The following is a 16,709-nucleotide window of genomic DNA, read 5'->3' as shown; positions in this document are numbered from 1 at the left end:
CTGTGCCGCAGCGTGATGCGCTCGCCGGGTTCGAGTGTCAGTACCTTCAGCTTGAACACCTTCGGCGACGCCTCACCGTTTTGCTTCACTTAGCCGATACGATCATCGACGACGAGCCGCCGCGTCGTCGGACGCGGCACGCTTGGCGCGCCGGCGAGCAAGAACCTTCGTCGCGACGTGTGAAGGCGAGAGAGATCAGCGACCGGGCTAGCCGGTCGCCTTCAGCGTGTTGCCACGCATCATTTGCCAGACGGGAGACTATTGGCAAACAGGTTCGAATAACCCAGCGTGCCGACGCCGCCAATCGAATTGCACGTTGACGATGCGGCACCGGGCGGACAATCGACGTCACGATCGAACGACCAGAAGTGAATGCCCGCGAGCCCGTTCTGTTTCGCATACGCGGCGACGGTCTGTGCGTCCGCTGGCGTGAAGGTTTCGCCGGCCACATCGTTACCGCCGATCATCGGCGTCAGTTCGATCTGACTGTACGGTACGCCCCAGTGATCGTGCAGGTTCATGGCCGCCTGAATGGCCGATTGCCCCATCTGGCAGAGTCCGCCAGCGACAACGCAGTTTCCCGCCCCGGCCGAACCGTAATCCATCGTCATCAGATTGATGGTGTAGTTCTTCAACCCGTATGTCTGGATCGCCTGCATGACCCAGTCACCATAAATGTTGAAACTGTCCGGTGCGCTTGCTCCCCAGGAGCTAGCCGTGGTCGCGCCCGGCTGGGAAGGAGCAAGTGTCGCCAGGGTAAAACTGAAACGCAGATTCGGATAATTCCGCTGAGCCACCACGACGCGTTGCACCAGATCGTTGATCACCTGCTGCGTCTGCCCCGCCTCGATATCGAAATCGATCCCGATAAGGTTATTTGATGCGTAACGATTGATGAAGGTCGCCATGCCCGCATCGGAACTGCACGTGAATGACCCCGCAGCGCCGCCCGTGGAGATCACGTAATTCACATTGGCCGCGGTGAACCGTTGGATATTGGCGGCAGCCAGCGCACCACCATCGACGCCTGCCCAGTTCTCGCTGCCACATTCTCCGGTAGCAAAAGCGAGCGTCATTGCATGAACACCGGCCGGCAACACCGACAGAACAGGGTTCATCTGGCCCGTGACGGCCGATGAGATGACGTTCGTGTTCCAGTCCATCGAAATCGTCGCGTCCTTGTACGGGCTATAAACGAAAGCCGGAGCCGTACCGGTCCCGGAACTACTCCCACCCCCGCTTCCACCCCCGCCGCCACTCCCCGTTCCGGTACAGGAACCTGCGATGGTCCACGGCTGGCCACTATCGGCCGCACCGCTGTTCGACACAGGATTCTGACCCTGGGTCCACCAGTTTGCCTGATAGTTGGTTGTGCCGACTGATGCGACGTTCCCTCGCGTATAGACTTGACCGGCCTTCCACGCTGCCTGACAGCTATTCGACGACGAAGCCGACGACGGCGCGGCCATGACGGCACTCGTGCCGAGAGATGACCCTGCCAGCAGGGCGGCCCACGCGACGCCCAAAGCCGATCGCAACACCACTCCATATCGCTTTTTATACATTTCCTTGCCCTCTTTACGGTGACGGGTTTATAGCGGACACGTGCACATCGGTACGTCAGGTAAACGCTGATCAATCGGCTTGTCGATGCCATCGACGCCACATCGACTTGCAATTTTCCGAATAACGAATATGCGAAGGATTACTTAATTAATGACATGATCAGATCCGCCTTGGGACTGCCCCACCCGGTGACCAGATCGTAGCCCTTCACCGCCGGGTAACTCCCTGACGTGCCACTCGCAATATCGTGGAAATTCGCCGTATATGCGGGCGTCAACGCACCGTTGATCTCGTTCTGCGTGTAGATCGCCGGGTTGAAGTAGCCAACGGGCGCTTGCCCCAGAGCGGCGGCTTGCTGATTGGCCAGCGCGGCGAAGCCGGCCCACATCGGCGCGGCAAAGCTGGTCCCGCCATACTCGTTCGCGGTGCAGCCGCTCTGATTGGCGCACACATAAAAGGTGAAATCGGCGTTGGCGGACACGTCCGGCCCATTGCGATAGGTCCGGGAGCCACGGTTGACAGAATTGATCACGCCACTGATCTTCTGCCAGGACGGAATCGCGACCTGATCGGGCGAGATGCCGCCGCCGCTATTACTCCAGGCCGTTTCCGACTTCCACGCGCCGCCTGCGGAGCCGGTCGTCAGATCGGTCCCGCCAACGGAAATGACAAACGCACTGTCGGCAGGCCATGCCTCGTTGGACGTCGACCAGGTCGAGTTGTCACCGGACGCCGCAAAAAACGATTGCCCCTGGGCGGCCATCTTCTTGAAGTACGGGTCCAGGGTGGACGGATCGGCAGGCGTCCACCCCCACGAGCAGCCGATCGTCATCGGCAGTGGCTGGTGGGTCGTCATTGCGCTGAGGATGGCCGTATCCGTGGAGCCGACATACATCGTCAGACTCGCAAGTCCAGGCGCCATGCCGAGCGCCTGGGTCAGGTCGAGCGTCTGTTCGCTGTCGTCGCACGTGCTCGGATCGCAGGACGTACTGGTTCCGTCGGTCGAAAGCAGCGTGACCGGGACCCGGTTGGTCTGGCCGCTGTTGGTGAAATAGGTGCCGAGGTCGGCCAGCTCGGTTCCGGCGTATTCAAGCAGGCCCAGGTGTTGCCCCGCGCCCGTCAGGCTGGTGCCGCCATAGTAGGCCGCTCGCATGTCGCTCCCCAGGAACGACGCTGACGGACCCGATCCCGTGGTGGCGCGGGTGACGATCGTATCGGGGCGAACGCCCTGTGCTTTCGCGTCGTTGCCCTTCTTGACGAACAGCGGATGCGGAATCGAATAGTTGTCGAGCCCGGAGACGTGCCAAAGCGGAACGGCCATCGAGGTTGTCGGCTCACGGTCGGGACCGACGAACAACCGGTGCTCGGTCGGATGCCGATAATAGTGCAGCCGAAGGTTGAAGGCGGCTTCGACGGCTGACGCAGGCCCCGTCACCTGCACGTCCATGCCGTCCAGGCTCCCGCCGGTCACGGTCAGGCCGTGTGCCACGAGATATTGCACGGTCGTATCGTAGTCCGTTCGTGTCGGTCCGAATCGTGCGCTGAATTCGGCAGGCGCCAAGTAGTGGCGGAAGTCGGGACTGAGCGGATTGGTCACGTCCGCGACGAACGCGTCGAGCCCTTTCTGATCGCGCAGCGGCAACACCACGTCGAGCACCATCCGCCGGTCCGCGAGAACGTCGATCACCGGCGCGGCCACGCCGACATCGGCGCCTGCGCGAACGTGGCGGGTCAGCACCTGCGCTGCATGGCCCGTCGCCGCCGTGCCGAACGTGAGCAACAAGGCCAGAGCAAGTGAACACGTACGTGGAATGCGCCCAGTTGTGCTTTCGAAACGTCGACTTTCATCGTGTTTGATTCGATTCATGACCGGTTACTCCTTTAATGGACAAGGCTCTACCAGCGTTGCACCGCGAGAAATCGAAAATCGATTCTTCTGTATTTTTTTAAATCGCCACTCGACACATCCATAAATCATCAACAATCCCGTAAAATCAATATGCGGAAATCAATGATCCATGCGCATCGAACGCATTCAGGATTAGCCATCGTCGGCATGATATGAATCAGCGCGCACCTATCTGAATCGACCTGGTATATCGCGCTTGTAGATATGGCGCGTGCCGCCCGTACTGATGCGAGACGACAATTGCCTTGTGATACGACTAAAGTCGCCGAGGCAAGCGCGATCCGCAGCCGGTCATCGGACAATGCCCCTGAAAATTACATATCGAAATATTTCAATCGGATAGTAAATCAATGCACGCACCACGACGAAATAATGCAACATTCGCGACACGCGATTTACTCACCCAACCCGGAACATTCAAGAAAATCAGACAGGCACCAAATCATGGATATCCGGCAAAAAACTGAAACAATACGAGAAATCTCCGCCGATCCGATTGTTTATTTCCAGTGGATTACTTGCGCCTCGTGAAAAGCATATAAGGCAAAATTGGAACGTCAAGTGCTATTTTGACTGGCCGCACTCGACTGCATCATGATCGATCGAGCCACGCCGGGTCGGTTCAATTGACGAGGTAGACGAGACTTTTTTATAACAAGCTTCAGATTCCGGAAAATCGTACGCGAACCGCCTCGGGAATCGTGTCCGGCGCGCCCCGGACGTGCATGTCGACCTGCCAATGCTGTCGCGTGCTTATCAAACGGGGGCCGACCTGCTCGTGATGGGCGCGTACGGCCATCCGCGCTGGCGTGAACTGGTCATGGGCGGCACCACGCGCACGGTGCTGGCGTCGATAACGCTGCCGGTGCTGATGTCGCACTGAGCCGGTCAATGCGCACGCTTGCGCGCCTCGTCGTCAACGCCGGTTCGTCGACCATGAAGTTCGCGGTGTTTGCCTTTCCGCCGCACGACGATCCCGCGCAGCGGCCGCCGCACGAGGGCGACGCAGGTGCGCGGACCACCCTGCTCGGCGGCCGCGACATGCTGGTGTTCACGGCCGGGATCGGCGAGCACGCCGCGGCATTGCGCGAGCGGATCTACTCGTCGCTCGGCTGGCTCGGCATCGATCTCGACCTGTTCACCTGCTCCGAATCCGCCGCCGATATCCGGCGCGCAATCGGATGCCGGTATGCACGGCGTCGCGCAAAGCGGTCGGTACGACGCATCGCTTCACCGAAACCGCGTGCCGTGTAGGAATCCGCCGACGATATTTGCACGATTCCTACCGCAGCTTCAGCGCACGCCGATTGAATCGCACTGGCGTGGCAACGATACTGACTTCACGGATATCGGCTGCGCGGTACACCGGTTGCAGGCCACCAGGAGAGACGTCATGTCACACGCCATCTATCGTTCCGAATCGGTCAACCAGGCCGTCAGCCAGGCCGACAAGTCCGACACGGCCGCACTCGACACGCTGGCGCTCGTCGCGCTCGCCCGCGACGCCGGCATGCTGGTCATACTCGACGGACAGATCGGACGCGAGCGGTACGAAAGCGTGACGGGATCGATCTCCACCCTGGCCCGTTTCGCACAGGCGCTGCAGCTTTCGGCGCTCAAGGCGGCGTGAGGCCGGCAAACGGCCCATTCACATCGCGAGTTCGAAGAACGATCGCGCCACGACCTGACCGTTGACGATCAGCTCGACCTCATGCCGGCCCGCATAATGCCGGCGCGTCGTGAAATCGCGCATCGCCCGGCTGTGCCGCAGCGTGATGCGCTCGCCGGGTTCGAGCGTCAGTACCTTCAGCTTGAACACCTTCGGCGACGCATCGCCGTTTTGCTTCACGTAGCCGATCCGATAATCGACGACGAGTCGCTGCGCCGTCTCGGCCGTGGAGTGCAGTTCGCAGGCGAGCGTGATCGATTCGCCGAGCACCACCTGCGCGGGCGTCACGCCAAACGGGCCGATTCCCAGGCGAGGCGCGCTTTCGGCACCCAGGATCGCGAGCGCCCGCGCATCGCCCTGCTTCACGAGGGTGCGAAGCGCATGACGGACGATCCATCGCGTATGCGGATGGTCGTCGCCCCATCGTTCGGCTCGATCGAGCACCCAGGCCGGATGCGTCTTCGCCACGTCGTTCAGGTGATTCGCGACCGAGCGGCGCACATAAGCGCTCGAGTCCGCGCGAAGCGTGTCGAGAATCCGCGCGGCCAACGCCGGGTCGGCCTCGATCTCGCGGAGCCGGAACGACCATGGCAGGCGCGGGCGACTGCCCTCGCTTGCCAACCGGCGGACTGCTTCGTCCGCATCGTGCGTCCAGGCTTCCATGACTGCGAGTGCGCGCGCGCTGTCGATGCGCAGGAATTCGCGCACCGCGAATTCCGACGTGCCGAACGGCGTGAAATATTTCAGCGCGTCCATCGAACGGTCGAATGCGTGCCGACCGTACTGCCCGACATAGTCGGGCGCGATGAGCGAGACAAACCCGCGGCCGAAGCGTGGCGCCGCCTCCTGCAACAACGCCAGCACGGCCTCGTATCCGCCGGATAGCGACCGCGCCCCCGTGTCGATCGCGATGCTGGCGCGCCTGACACGCTCCATCAGCGTCAAACCGTCGAAGCCGTCGAGCGCCGTCGCAAGAAACGCCGCCCGGTCGAAGGCAGGCTCGATCGAATGCAGCACGTCGGACAGCGTGTGGAACTGCCGCTCGCCGAGCGATTCCTTCAGCGGGACGGGAACCTGGATGGTTGTCATTGCAAGGAGATCCGACGGGTGCCGCGGATCGATGAGTGCGAAAGCGCACAGTATCGCCGAAGCCCCTGTCAATTCCTGTCAGCAGACTTTGCCCGGCCAGCGCACGCCGGTGCGGGGTTCAGTCGACGCGTGCAAAAGCGCGAACCGCGAGCGGGCGCGGGCGTGTTCATGCGTGCGTTCACCGTTGCTCGCGGGACGGCTCGCGCGCAGCGCCGCTGGAGAGCCGGTTTCGCAATTGGCCGCCAACGAAGGCAGCCGCAATCAGCGACAGATAACCGGCAACGAGGAGATGCCGCCAGCTGTCGAGCGCGGCGCGGTGTGCAACCAGCGCCGCGTCGGGTGCCGGTGCGGCGAAACTTCCCGGCACGACCGCGCGCGTCATCTGCACGAAGCCCGCCGCCGACAGCACGGGCAGCAGGACGAGCACCGCCAGCAGCACGAACCTTGCTCGATGCCAGAACGCACGCCGGCGCAAATGAAACCACAGCCCGAGACTGCCGTGCAGCCACCCCGGTGCCAGCAGCGCGATCTGCAGGCCCTGTGTGCCGCTCGTGAGGAGCGACACGATGACCCGTTCGTAGTTCGGTTCGAAGCCGTAGAACGACGTCGCAACCCGTGTGCCGACGACGTGGCGTATCAACAGCATGGGCAGGCTGAGTCCGGCCCACAGACGGAGCCATTCGGCGGGCGGCAGCGCCCAGTGCCGACGGCCGTAGATAGTGCGGATCGCCAGCGCGAAATGCAGGCAGGCCGCGCCATACAGCAGGATCGTTCCGGGCACGCTTTGCCAGAGCCCGATCGCCAGGTGCAGTCCGCGCTCGGCGATATCGATCGACCAGATGCCGAGCGCGTGATTGACCATGTGAATGGAAATATAGAGCCACAACAGGATGCCGGACGCGAGCTGCAGCCTTCGCGCGGTGTTGCGCATCCTGTCATGCGGCGACGCCGGTTTCCCGGCATCGGCGAGATCACGCCGCGATCGACCCGGAAGGGTCCGGGTCTGCCTCCCCTTGTCGTTCATTGGCGCCTCCCCTCGATGCGTCCGGTGCTTGATCGGCATACCGCGAAGCAGGCCCGTTTATTCCCGCGATGGGCGGCTTCCGCGCAAAGAGTACGGTGCGTGACGTCGGGAATAAGCGCCGTGCTCGCCGGGTATAGCGGGTGTGGGCACGACGAATGACGACCGCGACGCGTCGACGCCCTTCACACCGAAACGAACGGGGTCGAGGAGACCATCATGTCCAACGTTCTGTCCCACTGGATTCTGGTCGGCTGCGACGCATACGACGAGTATGTGTTCGTGCCGTGGCTCGATAAATCCGTGTATCTGAGAACGGTCACGTTGCGTCGCGTCTGCTTGCTGTGATGGAAGCCGCTGCAGCGCATGCGATCCGGTGACACCCGGCCATGAGGAACAGGCGCGTCCTGCCCCTTTCGGCAGGTTCGGCGCGGCCGCCACGTACGGCGGACAGCGCGAACGACGCTCACACGGATTGATCGTGGCACCCCGGTACCTTTCACGAACGCTTCACGCCGCCAGTCCCGTCGACGAAGCGTCTGCGATATCCGGGTTGAACCGCGTCATGCAGTTCAGGTCGAGTGCGCGTATCTGCTCGGTCATGAAGTCGATGAAGATACGAATGCGCGTCGGAAGATGTTGCCGGCTGAGATAGCAGATATAGTGGCCGCGATCTTCCGGCACATGCTTCGCCAGCGCGACAACGAGCTCGTTCGATGCGATATGGTCGCGAATCTGGTAGCCCGCCATCTGCGCAATGCCCGATCCGTTCAGCACTGCGCGCAACACCAGATCCGCATCGTTGAACGTCAGCCGGGACGACGGCAGGTACTTTTGCAAGCGGCCCTCTACATTGAATTCCCATTCGAATACGCGGCCGCTGGCAAAACGGAAATTGATGCAATCGTGCCGAGCCAGGTCCTCCAGACTCTGCGGGAGGCCGCGCCTGGCCACATACGACGGGGCCGCGCAGAGCGCCATCTGCATCGGAATCAGTTGCCGCGCAATGATGCTGGAGTCCTCGATGCGTCCGTTGCGAAACGACACGTCGATCCGTTCCGACACCAGGTCGATCGGCCGGTCGTCGAGCAGCAGATCGATGACGATGTCGGGGTAGGCACGCGCAAACGTTTCCAGCAAGGGCGCAACGACTTTCCTGCCGAATCCCACTGCCGAACTGATACGAATGAGGCCGCGTGGCGGCCCCTCCCGCAGCTCCAGCATGTCGTTCATGGCTTCCACGATCTGCGCGACACCCTGATGGCAGTTTTCGAAGAATCGCTGGCCTTCGCAAGTCAGTTCGGTCATGCGCGTGGTCCGCTGGAACAGCCGCGTACTCAACTGCGCCTCCAGCTTCTGAACGTTCCGGCTCACGGCCGGCCGGCCGACGCCGAGACGTTCCGCGGCCTTGGTGAAACTCCCCTCGCTCGCCACCGCGACGAACGCAAGGATGCCCGCATAGCTCGCACCGAAGCTCGCCGACAGTGCATCGGCGCGACCGGCCAGGTCACGGCGAGCGCCATGCTCCGATGTATCCGATTGATTCATTTCCGCTGCCCCCAGATACCACTCATCCCGATTGGACTTCGCCGGCCCGCGCCAGCGAACCGCCACATGTGCCGGTGCGAATCACTTTCTTGCGAGCCACTGGTCGAGACCGATGCGGCCGAGTCGCGCATTCCCCAGCGGCACAAGCGATTTTTCCTCCACGCGGCCGCCGTAGTAGCGGGCGTCACGATCGGTCACGACCGGGCGCGGATCGCCAACCGACTTCAGATAGCGCGTGACGATCTCCGCGAACGGCGCACGGTCCGGGCCCGCGATCTCGACCGTGCCGTTCAGCGGCCCGGCAAGCGCGATCTGCGCAAGGTTCGCCGCGACGTCTTCCGCGGCGATCGGCTGAAACAGCCCGTCACCGACTCGGACCACGCCGCCGTCCGTGCCGAAATCCGCAATGCCGCCGATGAACTCCATGAATTGCGTTGCGCGCACGATCGTGTACGGCACGCCCGCTGTTTCGATCGCCTGCTCCTGCGCGACCTTGGCGGCGAAATAACCGTTCTCCGGCATCCGGTCGCAGCCGACGATCGACAACGCAACGTGATGGCGCACGCCGGCGGCCACTTCGGCCCTGCCGAGATTGCGTGCCGACGCGCGGAAGAAGTCCAGCACCGCCTGCGGTTCCCATGACGGTGCATTCACCACGTCCACGACGACGTCCGCGTCCATCAACGCATCGGTCAGGCCTTCGCCCGTGATGCTGTTGACGCCGGTGCTCGGTGATGCGGCAAGCGCCTGATGGCCCGCTTCGCCCAGCAGCGTGACGACTCGCGAGCCGATCAGGCCCGACCCACCGATGACAACGATCTTCATTGCAAAATCTCCTGACGAAAGGATTGCATGTGAATGCGCGGAGTACGTGACGGGCGCCCCCTTCGACGAAGAAAGTCATATCCGTCACATGGCACGGCGCAATTGTGGAAGAATCATGTCCTATCGATAAGAGCCAAGAATCGTCGATACAACTAGTCCATACCGTATCCGTTCCGGTCACCCGCAAGGCCATGATGTCCGCGTCAACACCCACCCTGCGCATCGAAATCGACCGGCACCATCAGGTGCCGATCTATCTGCAGATTTGCGAGCGGTTCAGAACCGCGATCGCCGCGGGCCATCTGCGTCCCGGCGATCGCGTGCCCGCGCTGCGCGGCCTGGCGACGCAGCTGAACACCGCGCGCGGCACCGTCGAACAGGCTTATACGATTTTGGTCGACGAGGGCTATCTGCAAATGCGCGGTGCGGCTGGCACGTTCGTGTCGCCGTCCCTGCCGATATCGCTGACGGGTTCGCTGCCCGCGCGTGCCGTCGAACCCGCGCAGTGCGCCGCAGACGCCGGCTCGCGCCGGGCGCCGCGCATGCCGCGCGGCAGTCAGGCGCCGCCGCGTCCGCAGCCCATCGCCGTCGCGATGAGCGGCGAGCCACGCCCGTTGCAACCGGGGCTCCCGGCGCTCGACGCATTTCCGCGCAAGGTATGGCACCGGCTCGTGTCGCTGCGCGCGCGCAGCAGCGACCGCGCGATGCTCGGCTACCCGAATCCGCTGGGTTACCGCCCGCTGCGCGAGCACATCGCCACCTATCTGACCCTGTCGCGCGGCGTCACCTGCGCGCCGGAACAGGTGTTCATCACCGGCGGCTACCGCGCGACGCTGGAACTCGCGCTGCGCAGCCTCGCGCGTCCGAACGACCGTGTATGGTTCGAGGATCCCGGCTATCTGCTCGCACGCGGCTTTCTGTCCGAGACCGGTGTACAGCTCGTGCCGGTGCCCGTGGACACCGAAGGGATCGACGTCGAACGCGCCATCCAGCTGGACGCGCGGGCACGCTTCGCGCTGGTGACGCCGTCGCATCAGAGCCCGCTCGGGCATACGCTGTCGCTTGCCCGGCGCATCGCCCTGCTGGATTGGGCCGAAAAAACATCGGGCTGGATCGTCGAGGACGACTACGACAGCGAGTTTCGCTATCTGGGCCGCCCGCTGCCGGCGCTGAAGAGTCTCGACCGGCGGGATCACGTGATTTATTGCAGCACGTTCAGCAAGGCGATGTATCCCGGTTTGCGGCTTGCGTACGCGGTCGTGCCCGAGCGTGCCGTGGAGCGCGTCGAACGGGTCGCCGGCAGCATGAACGCCGGCTCGCCGACGCTCCTGCAGGCGGCCATGGCGGATTTCATCGAACAGGGCCACTTTGCCCGCCATCTGAAGCGGATGCGCACGCTGTATGGCGAGCGACGCACACTGATCGTGCACGCGTTGCAACAGGCATTCGGCGAGCGGCTGATCGTCGAATTGCCTGCCGGCGGCATCCAGTTCTCGGTGCAGTTCCCCGAGGGGCCCGACGGCCCGGTCGACGACGTCGCCGTTGCCGCGCGCGCCCGCGACGCGGGGCTCGCGATCTTGCCGCTGTCCATCTGGTATGCGAACAGCCGTGCGCGGCAGACGCCGCGCGGCCTCATCATCGGGTTCGCGAACATCGCCGACGCGGGAGAAGCGCGCCGCCTCGCGCAAACGCTGCGCGCGTGCGTGGATCCCTGAAGCGCGGCACGCGCCGTCTCACCCGGCGGTACGAGCCCGCAACCGCGTCTTGCCTGGCCCGGCGAGCGGAATCGGCGCACCGGTCGTCATGAAGCGCACCGGCGACAGCCGGACGCTACCGGTCCGGATTGGTGTCGAACGGGAAACATCATGTCTCCCTCGGCAGCCATACCGCCGCCAACCGTACTCCTCTAGCATGGGGGCGGCTTTGTCCCGCGGACTAACCAGGAATCGGGCTGCACCATGAGGTTGCCGCATTCCTTATATGACCGTTCGTTCCATGCCGTTTCCCGACGATGATGTCTGCCCGGGCAGTGCGGCCCGCCCTCGCCAGATACTTCGACGAATCAATCAACCGGGATCGGAACGCGCGTCTTTGAACTCGAGAATGCATCATGCACGACAAGAAGCTGCAAGCGCCCCCGCTTTCCCTCCTCGACCGGTATCGGGGCCGGGATTTCCATCCCCTGTATACGACGACCGTCACGGTTTCCGGCGGCGAGACGGGGCACGGCCGCGCATCGGGCGTGGCCCGTTCGGATGACGGGAATCTTGCCGTGGATCTGCGGCTGCCCACCGAGTTCGGCGGGCCCGGTAACGGCACCAATCCCGAACAACTGTTCGCGGCGGGTTTCGCCGCATGCTTCCACGGTGCACTGAACCTGATCGAGAAGCGCGCCGCAGCGGAGATCACCGACACGGTCGTGGAGGTGCAAGTGTCGTTCGGCCGCGACCCCATGGATGGCGGCTATGGGCTGGTCATCGATGTGCGGGTCCGGATGCCTGGTGTAGACCGAAGCACGGCCGAAGAGATGGTTCGAACCGCGGAACGCATGTGCCCGTATGCAAAGATGGCCAGACAGGGGTCGGTCAATATCGTGACCGTGGTCGACTGACTCGCCGCCCGGTGAGCGGGCGGCGGCGGCGCGGCGCGCTGTCGAAGGTCCTCACCGCCGCCGCCCGCCTGAGTCACTGCGCATCTCGCAACGAATCAGGCGGCGCGAACGGTTCAATCGGACGATGCTTGCGGGTTACCCGCTGCCAGCGCCTCGGCACGATTCGGCGCCGGCGGGTAGATCCACTGCGTGTTGATCACCTGTTTGCGCGCCTTTCCTTCCGCGTGCGTCAGCTTGATCTGACGATCCCAGCCTTCCGAGTAAACCGCGCCCCATTCGCCAAGGTCGAGGCAGGTCGCATAGAACGGCTGCCGGTATTCCAGCGTGGCCTCGCCGATCAGATCCGCGGCGACGTTGTGCCCGCCGAATTGCCCCATCACGATCGCGTGCTGACAGGACATCAATGCATCGTGCCCGTCATCGTCGCTCCGGGCGCGCGCCACATCTCCCGCCACGAACACGTGGGGGGCTTCCGCCACACGAAGATCGGGGGTCACCTCGACACGCCCGAGCGGGTCGAGATGCGACGACACTTGTGCCGTCAGTGAACTCGCGCGCATTCCGCCGGCCCAGATCACCGTCATCGCTTCGACATGGGTGCCCGACGCGGTGCGGACGCCGTCCGCCCCGACCGACACGACGCGCGATCCGAGTACGGTCTCGATGCCCAGCGAGTCGAAGGCTTCCGATACGTACGGCCGAGGATTGGGGCCAAGATCGGGACCAATATCGTCCTGCGCGCCGATCACGACGACACGGCTCGCCACGTCGGCGCCAAACCGCTCGCGCAGGCGCTTCGGCAATTCGGTGGCGACCTCGATACCCGTAAAGCCGCAGCCGACCACGGCAACCGTATTGCGTGCCGGAGAATCCGGCAGCTTCGCCAGCGCATCGAAATGCGCATCGAGCGCTACCGCGTCTTCAATACGATCGACCGAGAACGCGTGTTCCGCCAGCCCCGGAACCGGCGGCCTGCTCAACGAACTGCCGCTGGTCAGCAGCAACCGGTCGTACGCCAGCAAACGCTTTTGTCCGTCGGCCAGCGCAACACCGAGCGTCTTCTCGCGAACCGAAATCTCCTCGACAGTGCCCTCGACGAATTTCACGCCGACGGCATCGAGCAGCGGCAGCAGCGGTGCGGCCATTCGTTGAGGCTCGCTTTCGTACAGCCGCGGCCGGATCTGCAATTCGGGTTTCGGGGAGATCAACGTGATTTCAACGTCACCGCTTCCCACGCCAGCCTTGTCAAGCACGCGAGCCGCACCCAGTGCGCCCCACACGCCGGCGAAGCCGGCACCCACTATCAGGATTTTCTGCGACATGATCATTGCCCTCGGTTGATGTCGATAGCGGCATTCCGCCGCGCGAAATCATCGTAGGTCGACGCGGCATTGCGCAGTAGATCCGCAACCGTGCTCACGATGTTGCCGCTTCGACACCAATCGATCACACGCCACCCGAATCGATCGCAGGCATGATGCGTGACGGAAGAACGCACGTTACCCAAACACCGTCTTCGTCACCTACCTGAATTGTCGATGAGGCAAGCAAAATGCATCTCGGAAAATCGTACAAATTATCGGAATTCCTGATCTGGACGCGCTGGAAAATCTACGAGCTGCTTATTTTCGGTTCCGTGCCGGTCATTCTGTATCAATTCTTTTCCGTCACATGGTTGTCGATACCCCTGACGATCGTGGCGCTGCTCGGCACAGCAACGTCGTTCATCGTCGGCTTCAAGAACGTCCAAACATACAACCGCGCGATGGACGCGCTGGAAATCTGGACCGAGATCCTGAGCAAAAGCCGCCGCTGGGGCCAAACTGCGCGCGACTTCATTGCAGACGAAGAAACTTCCCGCAAGCTGGTATATCGACACCTGGCCTGGCTGACCGCGCTGCGATACGACCTGCGTCGCCCGCGGATCTGGGAAAGCATGAACCAACGCTACAACGCGGAGTACCGCCGGTTCTATCGCGTTCCGGAGTGGGAAAAAGACATCAAGGAGTTATTGCCGAAATACCTGTCTCCCGCCGAAACGGCACAGGCGCTCTCTTCCGCTTCCATCGCAACGTGCGTGCTGAGCCTGCAAGGCATTTCGCTCAAGACGCTTCACGTGGCGGGCCATCTGAATTCGAACTTCTATATGGAGCTTCAAAAGACAATCGGTGAATTCATCGATCTCCAGTCAAAAGCGGAACGTTTCAAGAACTTCCCCTATCCGCGGCAGTACGCGACCGTCAGCTCCCTGTTCGTACGGTTCTTCTGCCTGTCGCTTCCGTTCGGTCTTCTGAACGAATTCAACCGACTGAACGATAGCGTAAGCGGGTTCATGCACGGCAACATGGTGTGGCTCGTGGTGCCATGCAGCGTCGCGGTGTCGTGGATGTACACGTCGCTCGAGCAGGTTGGCGAAAGCACGGAGAATCCGTTTGAAGGCGGCGCAAACGATGTTCCCATTTCAACGCTGTGCAGCACGATCGAGCGCGATCTGAAAGCGATGCTCGGTGAACCTGCGTGTGATCCGTCGAGCCACACGGTCATTGCGCTATAGGGCGCTCAGCGTCTTTCGCACGGCACGGTTTCCGCTGCCTCGATCATTTGCCGCGCACTCCACCCGTCGTCGATTGTTGTCGCCGAGACAACATGGTGAGGTCCTTTGCGGCGCTACTGCCGCAGGAGCACATCGCCTACGCTTGGCGTTGACGGTGGCCGACCATGCTGTCCGATGCAATCCGGCAAACAGACACGACACCGCAAGAAAGGCGTGCGAATCCACGCGGCAAGCCTTCGCCGCGTTGCGTCTTCGTGCGTCATCGGCCGCGGCAGCAAGCTGCTGACGCGATCGCGTGTGACTCAGCACCTCACCAACCGAGGAACGATCCGTGACAGAAGAAGATATCCGCAACAACGCCTTTGCGATGCCCGTGCACAACCCGGCGTATCCGCGTCCGCCCTTCCGTTTCATCAATCGGGAATACTTCATCATCTCGTACGAGACGGACATGGACGCGCTTCAGGCCGTCGTCCCGGAACCGCTGACGGTCGACAAGGCCATCGTCCATTACGAGTTCATCCGCATGCCCGATTCGTCGGGGTTCGGCGACTACACGGAAAGCGGCCAGGTGATCTCCGTGCTCGACGAAGGCGGCAATCGCGCCAACTTCACGCACGCGATGTACCTCGACGACGAAGGCCCGATCGCAGCCGGACGCGAAATCTGGGGCTTTCCCAAGAAGCTGGCTTCACCGAAGCTCTGCATCGACGGCAAGGACACCCTGCTCGGCACGCTCGACTACGGTACGCAGCGCATCGCCACCGGAACGATGGGCTACAAGTATCGTGCCCTCGACACGGCCGCCGAGCGCCGCAAGCTCGCCGACACGCCCAACTATCTGCTCAAGGTCATTCCCCACGTCGATGGCTCGGCTCGCATCTGCGAACTCGTGCGCTTCTTCCTTCGCGATGTCGACGTGATCGGCGCGTGGGAGGGGCCTGCAGCGCTCGAACTGCATCCCCACGCACTCGCATCGGTTGCCGATCTGCCGGTTCGAAAGGTGATCGGCGCATGCCACGTCATTGCAAATCTCACGCTCGATATCGGCGAAGTGGCTTATGACTATCTCGCCCCTGCCGCGTCATTGAAACTCGCGGTCAACCAGTAATCTCCCGGAGGATGTATGGCAATGAACGACAAGGTTGCACTTGTAACAGGTGCGGCGAGCGGTATCGGTGAAGTGTGTGCGCGCAAGCTCGCGAAAGACGGCGCAACGGTCGTGATCGCGGATCTGAATCTCGCGAATGCTCAGAAGGTCGCCAGCGATATCGTTGCCGATGGCGGGAAAGCGCTTGCGGTCGCGATGGACGTAACCAGCGAGGAAGCGGTCGATGCGGGTGTGGCCGAAACCGTGGACCGGCTGGGCAGCATCGACGTGCTCGTGTCGAATGCCGGCATCCAGATCGTCAACCGCATCGAGGACTACGCATTTTCCGACTGGAAGAAGATGCTCGCCATTCACCTCGACGGCGCGTTCCTGACGACCAGAGCCGCGATCCGGCACATGTATGCGTCGAACAAAGGCGGCTCGGTGATCTACATGGGCTCGGTGCATTCGCACGAGGCCTCGCAGCTCAAGTCGGCTTACGTGACCGCGAAACACGGGTTGCTCGGTCTCGCGCGGGTTGTCGCGAAAGAAGGCGGCGCGCGTAACGTGCGCGCCAATGTCGTATGCCCCGGCTTCGTCCGGACCCCGCTGGTCGACAAGCAGATCCCCGAACAGGCGAAAGCCCTGGGCATCTCCGAACAGCAGGTCGTGAAGGACGTCATGCTGAAGGAGACGGTCGACGGTGAATTCACGTCGCTGGCCGACGTCGCGAACACGGTTGCATTCCTCGCCGGCTTCGAGTCGAACGCGCTCACCGGACAATCGATCGTGGTCAGCCACGGCTGGTTCATGCAGTAAGGAGAACA

At 62.6% G+C, this 16,709-nt stretch carries 14 protein-coding genes and 2 pseudogenes; 9 read left to right on the top strand and 7 right to left on the bottom strand.

Annotated features, from left to right (window positions below):
• Positions 1-239 precede the first annotated feature (239 nt).
• Together VL15_RS14325 and VL15_RS14320 are read right to left on the bottom strand one after the other, a co-directional pair.
• The gene (locus tag VL15_RS14325) at positions 240-1,163 is read right to left on the bottom strand and encodes a glycosyl hydrolase (RefSeq protein WP_196319585.1); all 924 of its coding nucleotides are present in this window, start codon (positions 1,161-1,163) and stop codon (positions 240-242) included.
• 542 nt (positions 1,164-1,705) lie between these two features.
• Positions 1,706-3,433, bottom strand: coding sequence for a S53 family peptidase (locus VL15_RS14320; RefSeq protein ID WP_080970826.1), 1,728 nt, complete (start codon positions 3,431-3,433; stop codon positions 1,706-1,708).
• A 784-nt stretch (positions 3,434-4,217) separates the two neighbouring features.
• On the opposite strand from VL15_RS14320, the pseudogene VL15_RS40025 reads away from it, so the two are divergent.
• From VL15_RS40025 to VL15_RS14310, 3 genes and pseudogenes are all read left to right on the top strand, one after another.
• A pseudogene (locus VL15_RS40025) lies at positions 4,218-4,358 on the top strand (universal stress protein); the annotation flags it as partial.
• A 119-nt stretch (positions 4,359-4,477) separates the two neighbouring features.
• A pseudogene (locus tag VL15_RS14315) lies at positions 4,478-4,729 on the top strand (hypothetical protein); the annotation flags it as partial.
• Between the two features lie 139 nt (positions 4,730-4,868).
• The gene (locus tag VL15_RS14310; RefSeq protein WP_048246282.1) at positions 4,869-5,105 is read left to right on the top strand and encodes a hypothetical protein; all 237 of its coding nucleotides are present in this window, start codon (positions 4,869-4,871) and stop codon (positions 5,103-5,105) included.
• A gap of 18 nt (positions 5,106-5,123) precedes the next feature.
• Here the strand turns inward: VL15_RS14310 and VL15_RS14305 are convergent, their stop codons facing one another.
• Positions 5,124-6,233, bottom strand: a complete 1,110-nt coding sequence (locus VL15_RS14305) for a DNA alkylation repair protein (RefSeq protein WP_048246281.1) — start codon at positions 6,231-6,233, stop codon at positions 5,124-5,126.
• A gap of 178 nt (positions 6,234-6,411) precedes the next feature.
• Positions 6,412-7,257: a hypothetical protein gene (locus VL15_RS14300; RefSeq protein WP_419188666.1), complete on the bottom strand. Its 846-nt coding sequence runs from the start codon at positions 7,255-7,257 to the stop codon at positions 6,412-6,414.
• 216 nt (positions 7,258-7,473) lie between these two features.
• Between VL15_RS14300 and VL15_RS43575 the strand changes: the two genes are divergently transcribed.
• The gene (locus VL15_RS43575) at positions 7,474-7,602 is read left to right on the top strand and encodes a hypothetical protein (protein ID WP_264299697.1); all 129 of its coding nucleotides are present in this window, start codon (positions 7,474-7,476) and stop codon (positions 7,600-7,602) included.
• Between the two features lie 162 nt (positions 7,603-7,764).
• On the opposite strand, the gene VL15_RS14295 is transcribed toward VL15_RS43575, so the two are convergent.
• Both VL15_RS14295 and VL15_RS14290 read right to left on the bottom strand, forming a co-directional pair.
• The gene (locus VL15_RS14295; protein WP_048246279.1) at positions 7,765-8,802 is read right to left on the bottom strand and encodes a LysR family transcriptional regulator; all 1,038 of its coding nucleotides are present in this window, start codon (positions 8,800-8,802) and stop codon (positions 7,765-7,767) included.
• An 81-nt stretch (positions 8,803-8,883) separates the two neighbouring features.
• Positions 8,884-9,627, bottom strand: coding sequence for an SDR family oxidoreductase (locus VL15_RS14290; RefSeq protein ID WP_048246278.1), 744 nt, complete (start codon positions 9,625-9,627; stop codon positions 8,884-8,886).
• Between the two features lie 194 nt (positions 9,628-9,821).
• Here VL15_RS14290 and VL15_RS14285 point away from each other — a divergent pair, with 194 nt between their 5' ends.
• The gene (locus VL15_RS14285; protein WP_048246291.1) at positions 9,822-11,342 is read left to right on the top strand and encodes a PLP-dependent aminotransferase family protein; all 1,521 of its coding nucleotides are present in this window, start codon (positions 9,822-9,824) and stop codon (positions 11,340-11,342) included.
• Between the two features lie 395 nt (positions 11,343-11,737).
• The gene (locus VL15_RS14280; protein ID WP_048246277.1) at positions 11,738-12,238 is read left to right on the top strand and encodes an Ohr family peroxiredoxin; all 501 of its coding nucleotides are present in this window, start codon (positions 11,738-11,740) and stop codon (positions 12,236-12,238) included.
• A 113-nt stretch (positions 12,239-12,351) separates the two neighbouring features.
• Here the strand turns inward: VL15_RS14280 and VL15_RS14275 are convergent, their stop codons facing one another.
• Complete coding sequence (locus VL15_RS14275) at positions 12,352-13,560, bottom strand: NAD(P)/FAD-dependent oxidoreductase (RefSeq protein WP_048246290.1); 1,209 nt, start codon at positions 13,558-13,560, stop codon at positions 12,352-12,354.
• Positions 13,561-13,790: 230 nt separating this feature from the next.
• Between VL15_RS14275 and VL15_RS14270 the strand changes: the two genes are divergently transcribed.
• The 3 genes from VL15_RS14270 to VL15_RS14260 all read left to right on the top strand — a co-directional run bounded on the left by VL15_RS14270 (position 13,791) and on the right by VL15_RS14260 (position 16,701).
• The gene (locus tag VL15_RS14270) at positions 13,791-14,792 is read left to right on the top strand and encodes a bestrophin family protein (protein WP_048246276.1); all 1,002 of its coding nucleotides are present in this window, start codon (positions 13,791-13,793) and stop codon (positions 14,790-14,792) included.
• 331 nt (positions 14,793-15,123) lie between these two features.
• Positions 15,124-15,903 carry an acetoacetate decarboxylase gene (locus VL15_RS14265; RefSeq protein ID WP_080970825.1) on the top strand — a complete coding sequence of 260 codons (780 nt, stop codon included), beginning with the start codon at positions 15,124-15,126 and terminating at the stop codon, positions 15,901-15,903.
• A gap of 15 nt (positions 15,904-15,918) precedes the next feature.
• The gene (locus tag VL15_RS14260; RefSeq protein ID WP_048246275.1) at positions 15,919-16,701 is read left to right on the top strand and encodes a 3-hydroxybutyrate dehydrogenase; all 783 of its coding nucleotides are present in this window, start codon (positions 15,919-15,921) and stop codon (positions 16,699-16,701) included.
• Positions 16,702-16,709: the final 8 nt, after the last annotated feature.

The organism is Burkholderia cepacia (assembly GCF_001039005.1).
GTDB lineage: Bacteria > Pseudomonadota > Gammaproteobacteria > Burkholderiales > Burkholderiaceae > Burkholderia > Burkholderia theae.
Note: the sequence above shows the minus strand (reverse complement) of the source record. Positions and strands in the feature narration are given on the sequence as shown.

What these genes read in the sequence shown, in the direction of transcription:
- VL15_RS14290 (WP_048246278.1), bottom strand. Translation starts at nt 9,627, where the DNA reads ATGAAGATCGTTGTCATCGGTGGGTCGGGCCTGATCGGCTCGCGAGTC.
- VL15_RS14300 (WP_419188666.1), bottom strand. Translation starts at nt 7,257, where the DNA reads ATGAACGACAAGGGGAGGCAGACCCGGACCCTTCCGGGTCGATCGCGG.
- VL15_RS43575 (WP_264299697.1), top strand. Translation starts at nt 7,474, where the DNA reads ATGTCCAACGTTCTGTCCCACTGGATTCTGGTCGGCTGCGACGCATAC.
- VL15_RS14275 (WP_048246290.1), bottom strand. Translation starts at nt 13,560, where the DNA reads ATGTCGCAGAAAATCCTGATAGTGGGTGCCGGCTTCGCCGGCGTGTGG.
- VL15_RS14295 (WP_048246279.1), bottom strand. Translation starts at nt 8,802, where the DNA reads ATGAATCAATCGGATACATCGGAGCATGGCGCTCGCCGTGACCTGGCC.
- VL15_RS14305 (WP_048246281.1), bottom strand. Translation starts at nt 6,233, where the DNA reads ATGACAACCATCCAGGTTCCCGTCCCGCTGAAGGAATCGCTCGGCGAG.
- VL15_RS14270 (WP_048246276.1), top strand. Translation starts at nt 13,791, where the DNA reads ATGCATCTCGGAAAATCGTACAAATTATCGGAATTCCTGATCTGGACG.
- VL15_RS14260 (WP_048246275.1), top strand. Translation starts at nt 15,919, where the DNA reads ATGGCAATGAACGACAAGGTTGCACTTGTAACAGGTGCGGCGAGCGGT.
- VL15_RS14310 (WP_048246282.1), top strand. Translation starts at nt 4,869, where the DNA reads ATGTCACACGCCATCTATCGTTCCGAATCGGTCAACCAGGCCGTCAGC.
- VL15_RS14285 (WP_048246291.1), top strand. Translation starts at nt 9,822, where the DNA reads ATGTCCGCGTCAACACCCACCCTGCGCATCGAAATCGACCGGCACCAT.
- VL15_RS14280 (WP_048246277.1), top strand. Translation starts at nt 11,738, where the DNA reads ATGCACGACAAGAAGCTGCAAGCGCCCCCGCTTTCCCTCCTCGACCGG.
- VL15_RS14320 (WP_080970826.1), bottom strand. Translation starts at nt 3,433, where the DNA reads ATGAATCGAATCAAACACGATGAAAGTCGACGTTTCGAAAGCACAACT.
- VL15_RS14325 (WP_196319585.1), bottom strand. Translation starts at nt 1,163, where the DNA reads ATGGACTGGAACACGAACGTCATCTCATCGGCCGTCACGGGCCAGATG.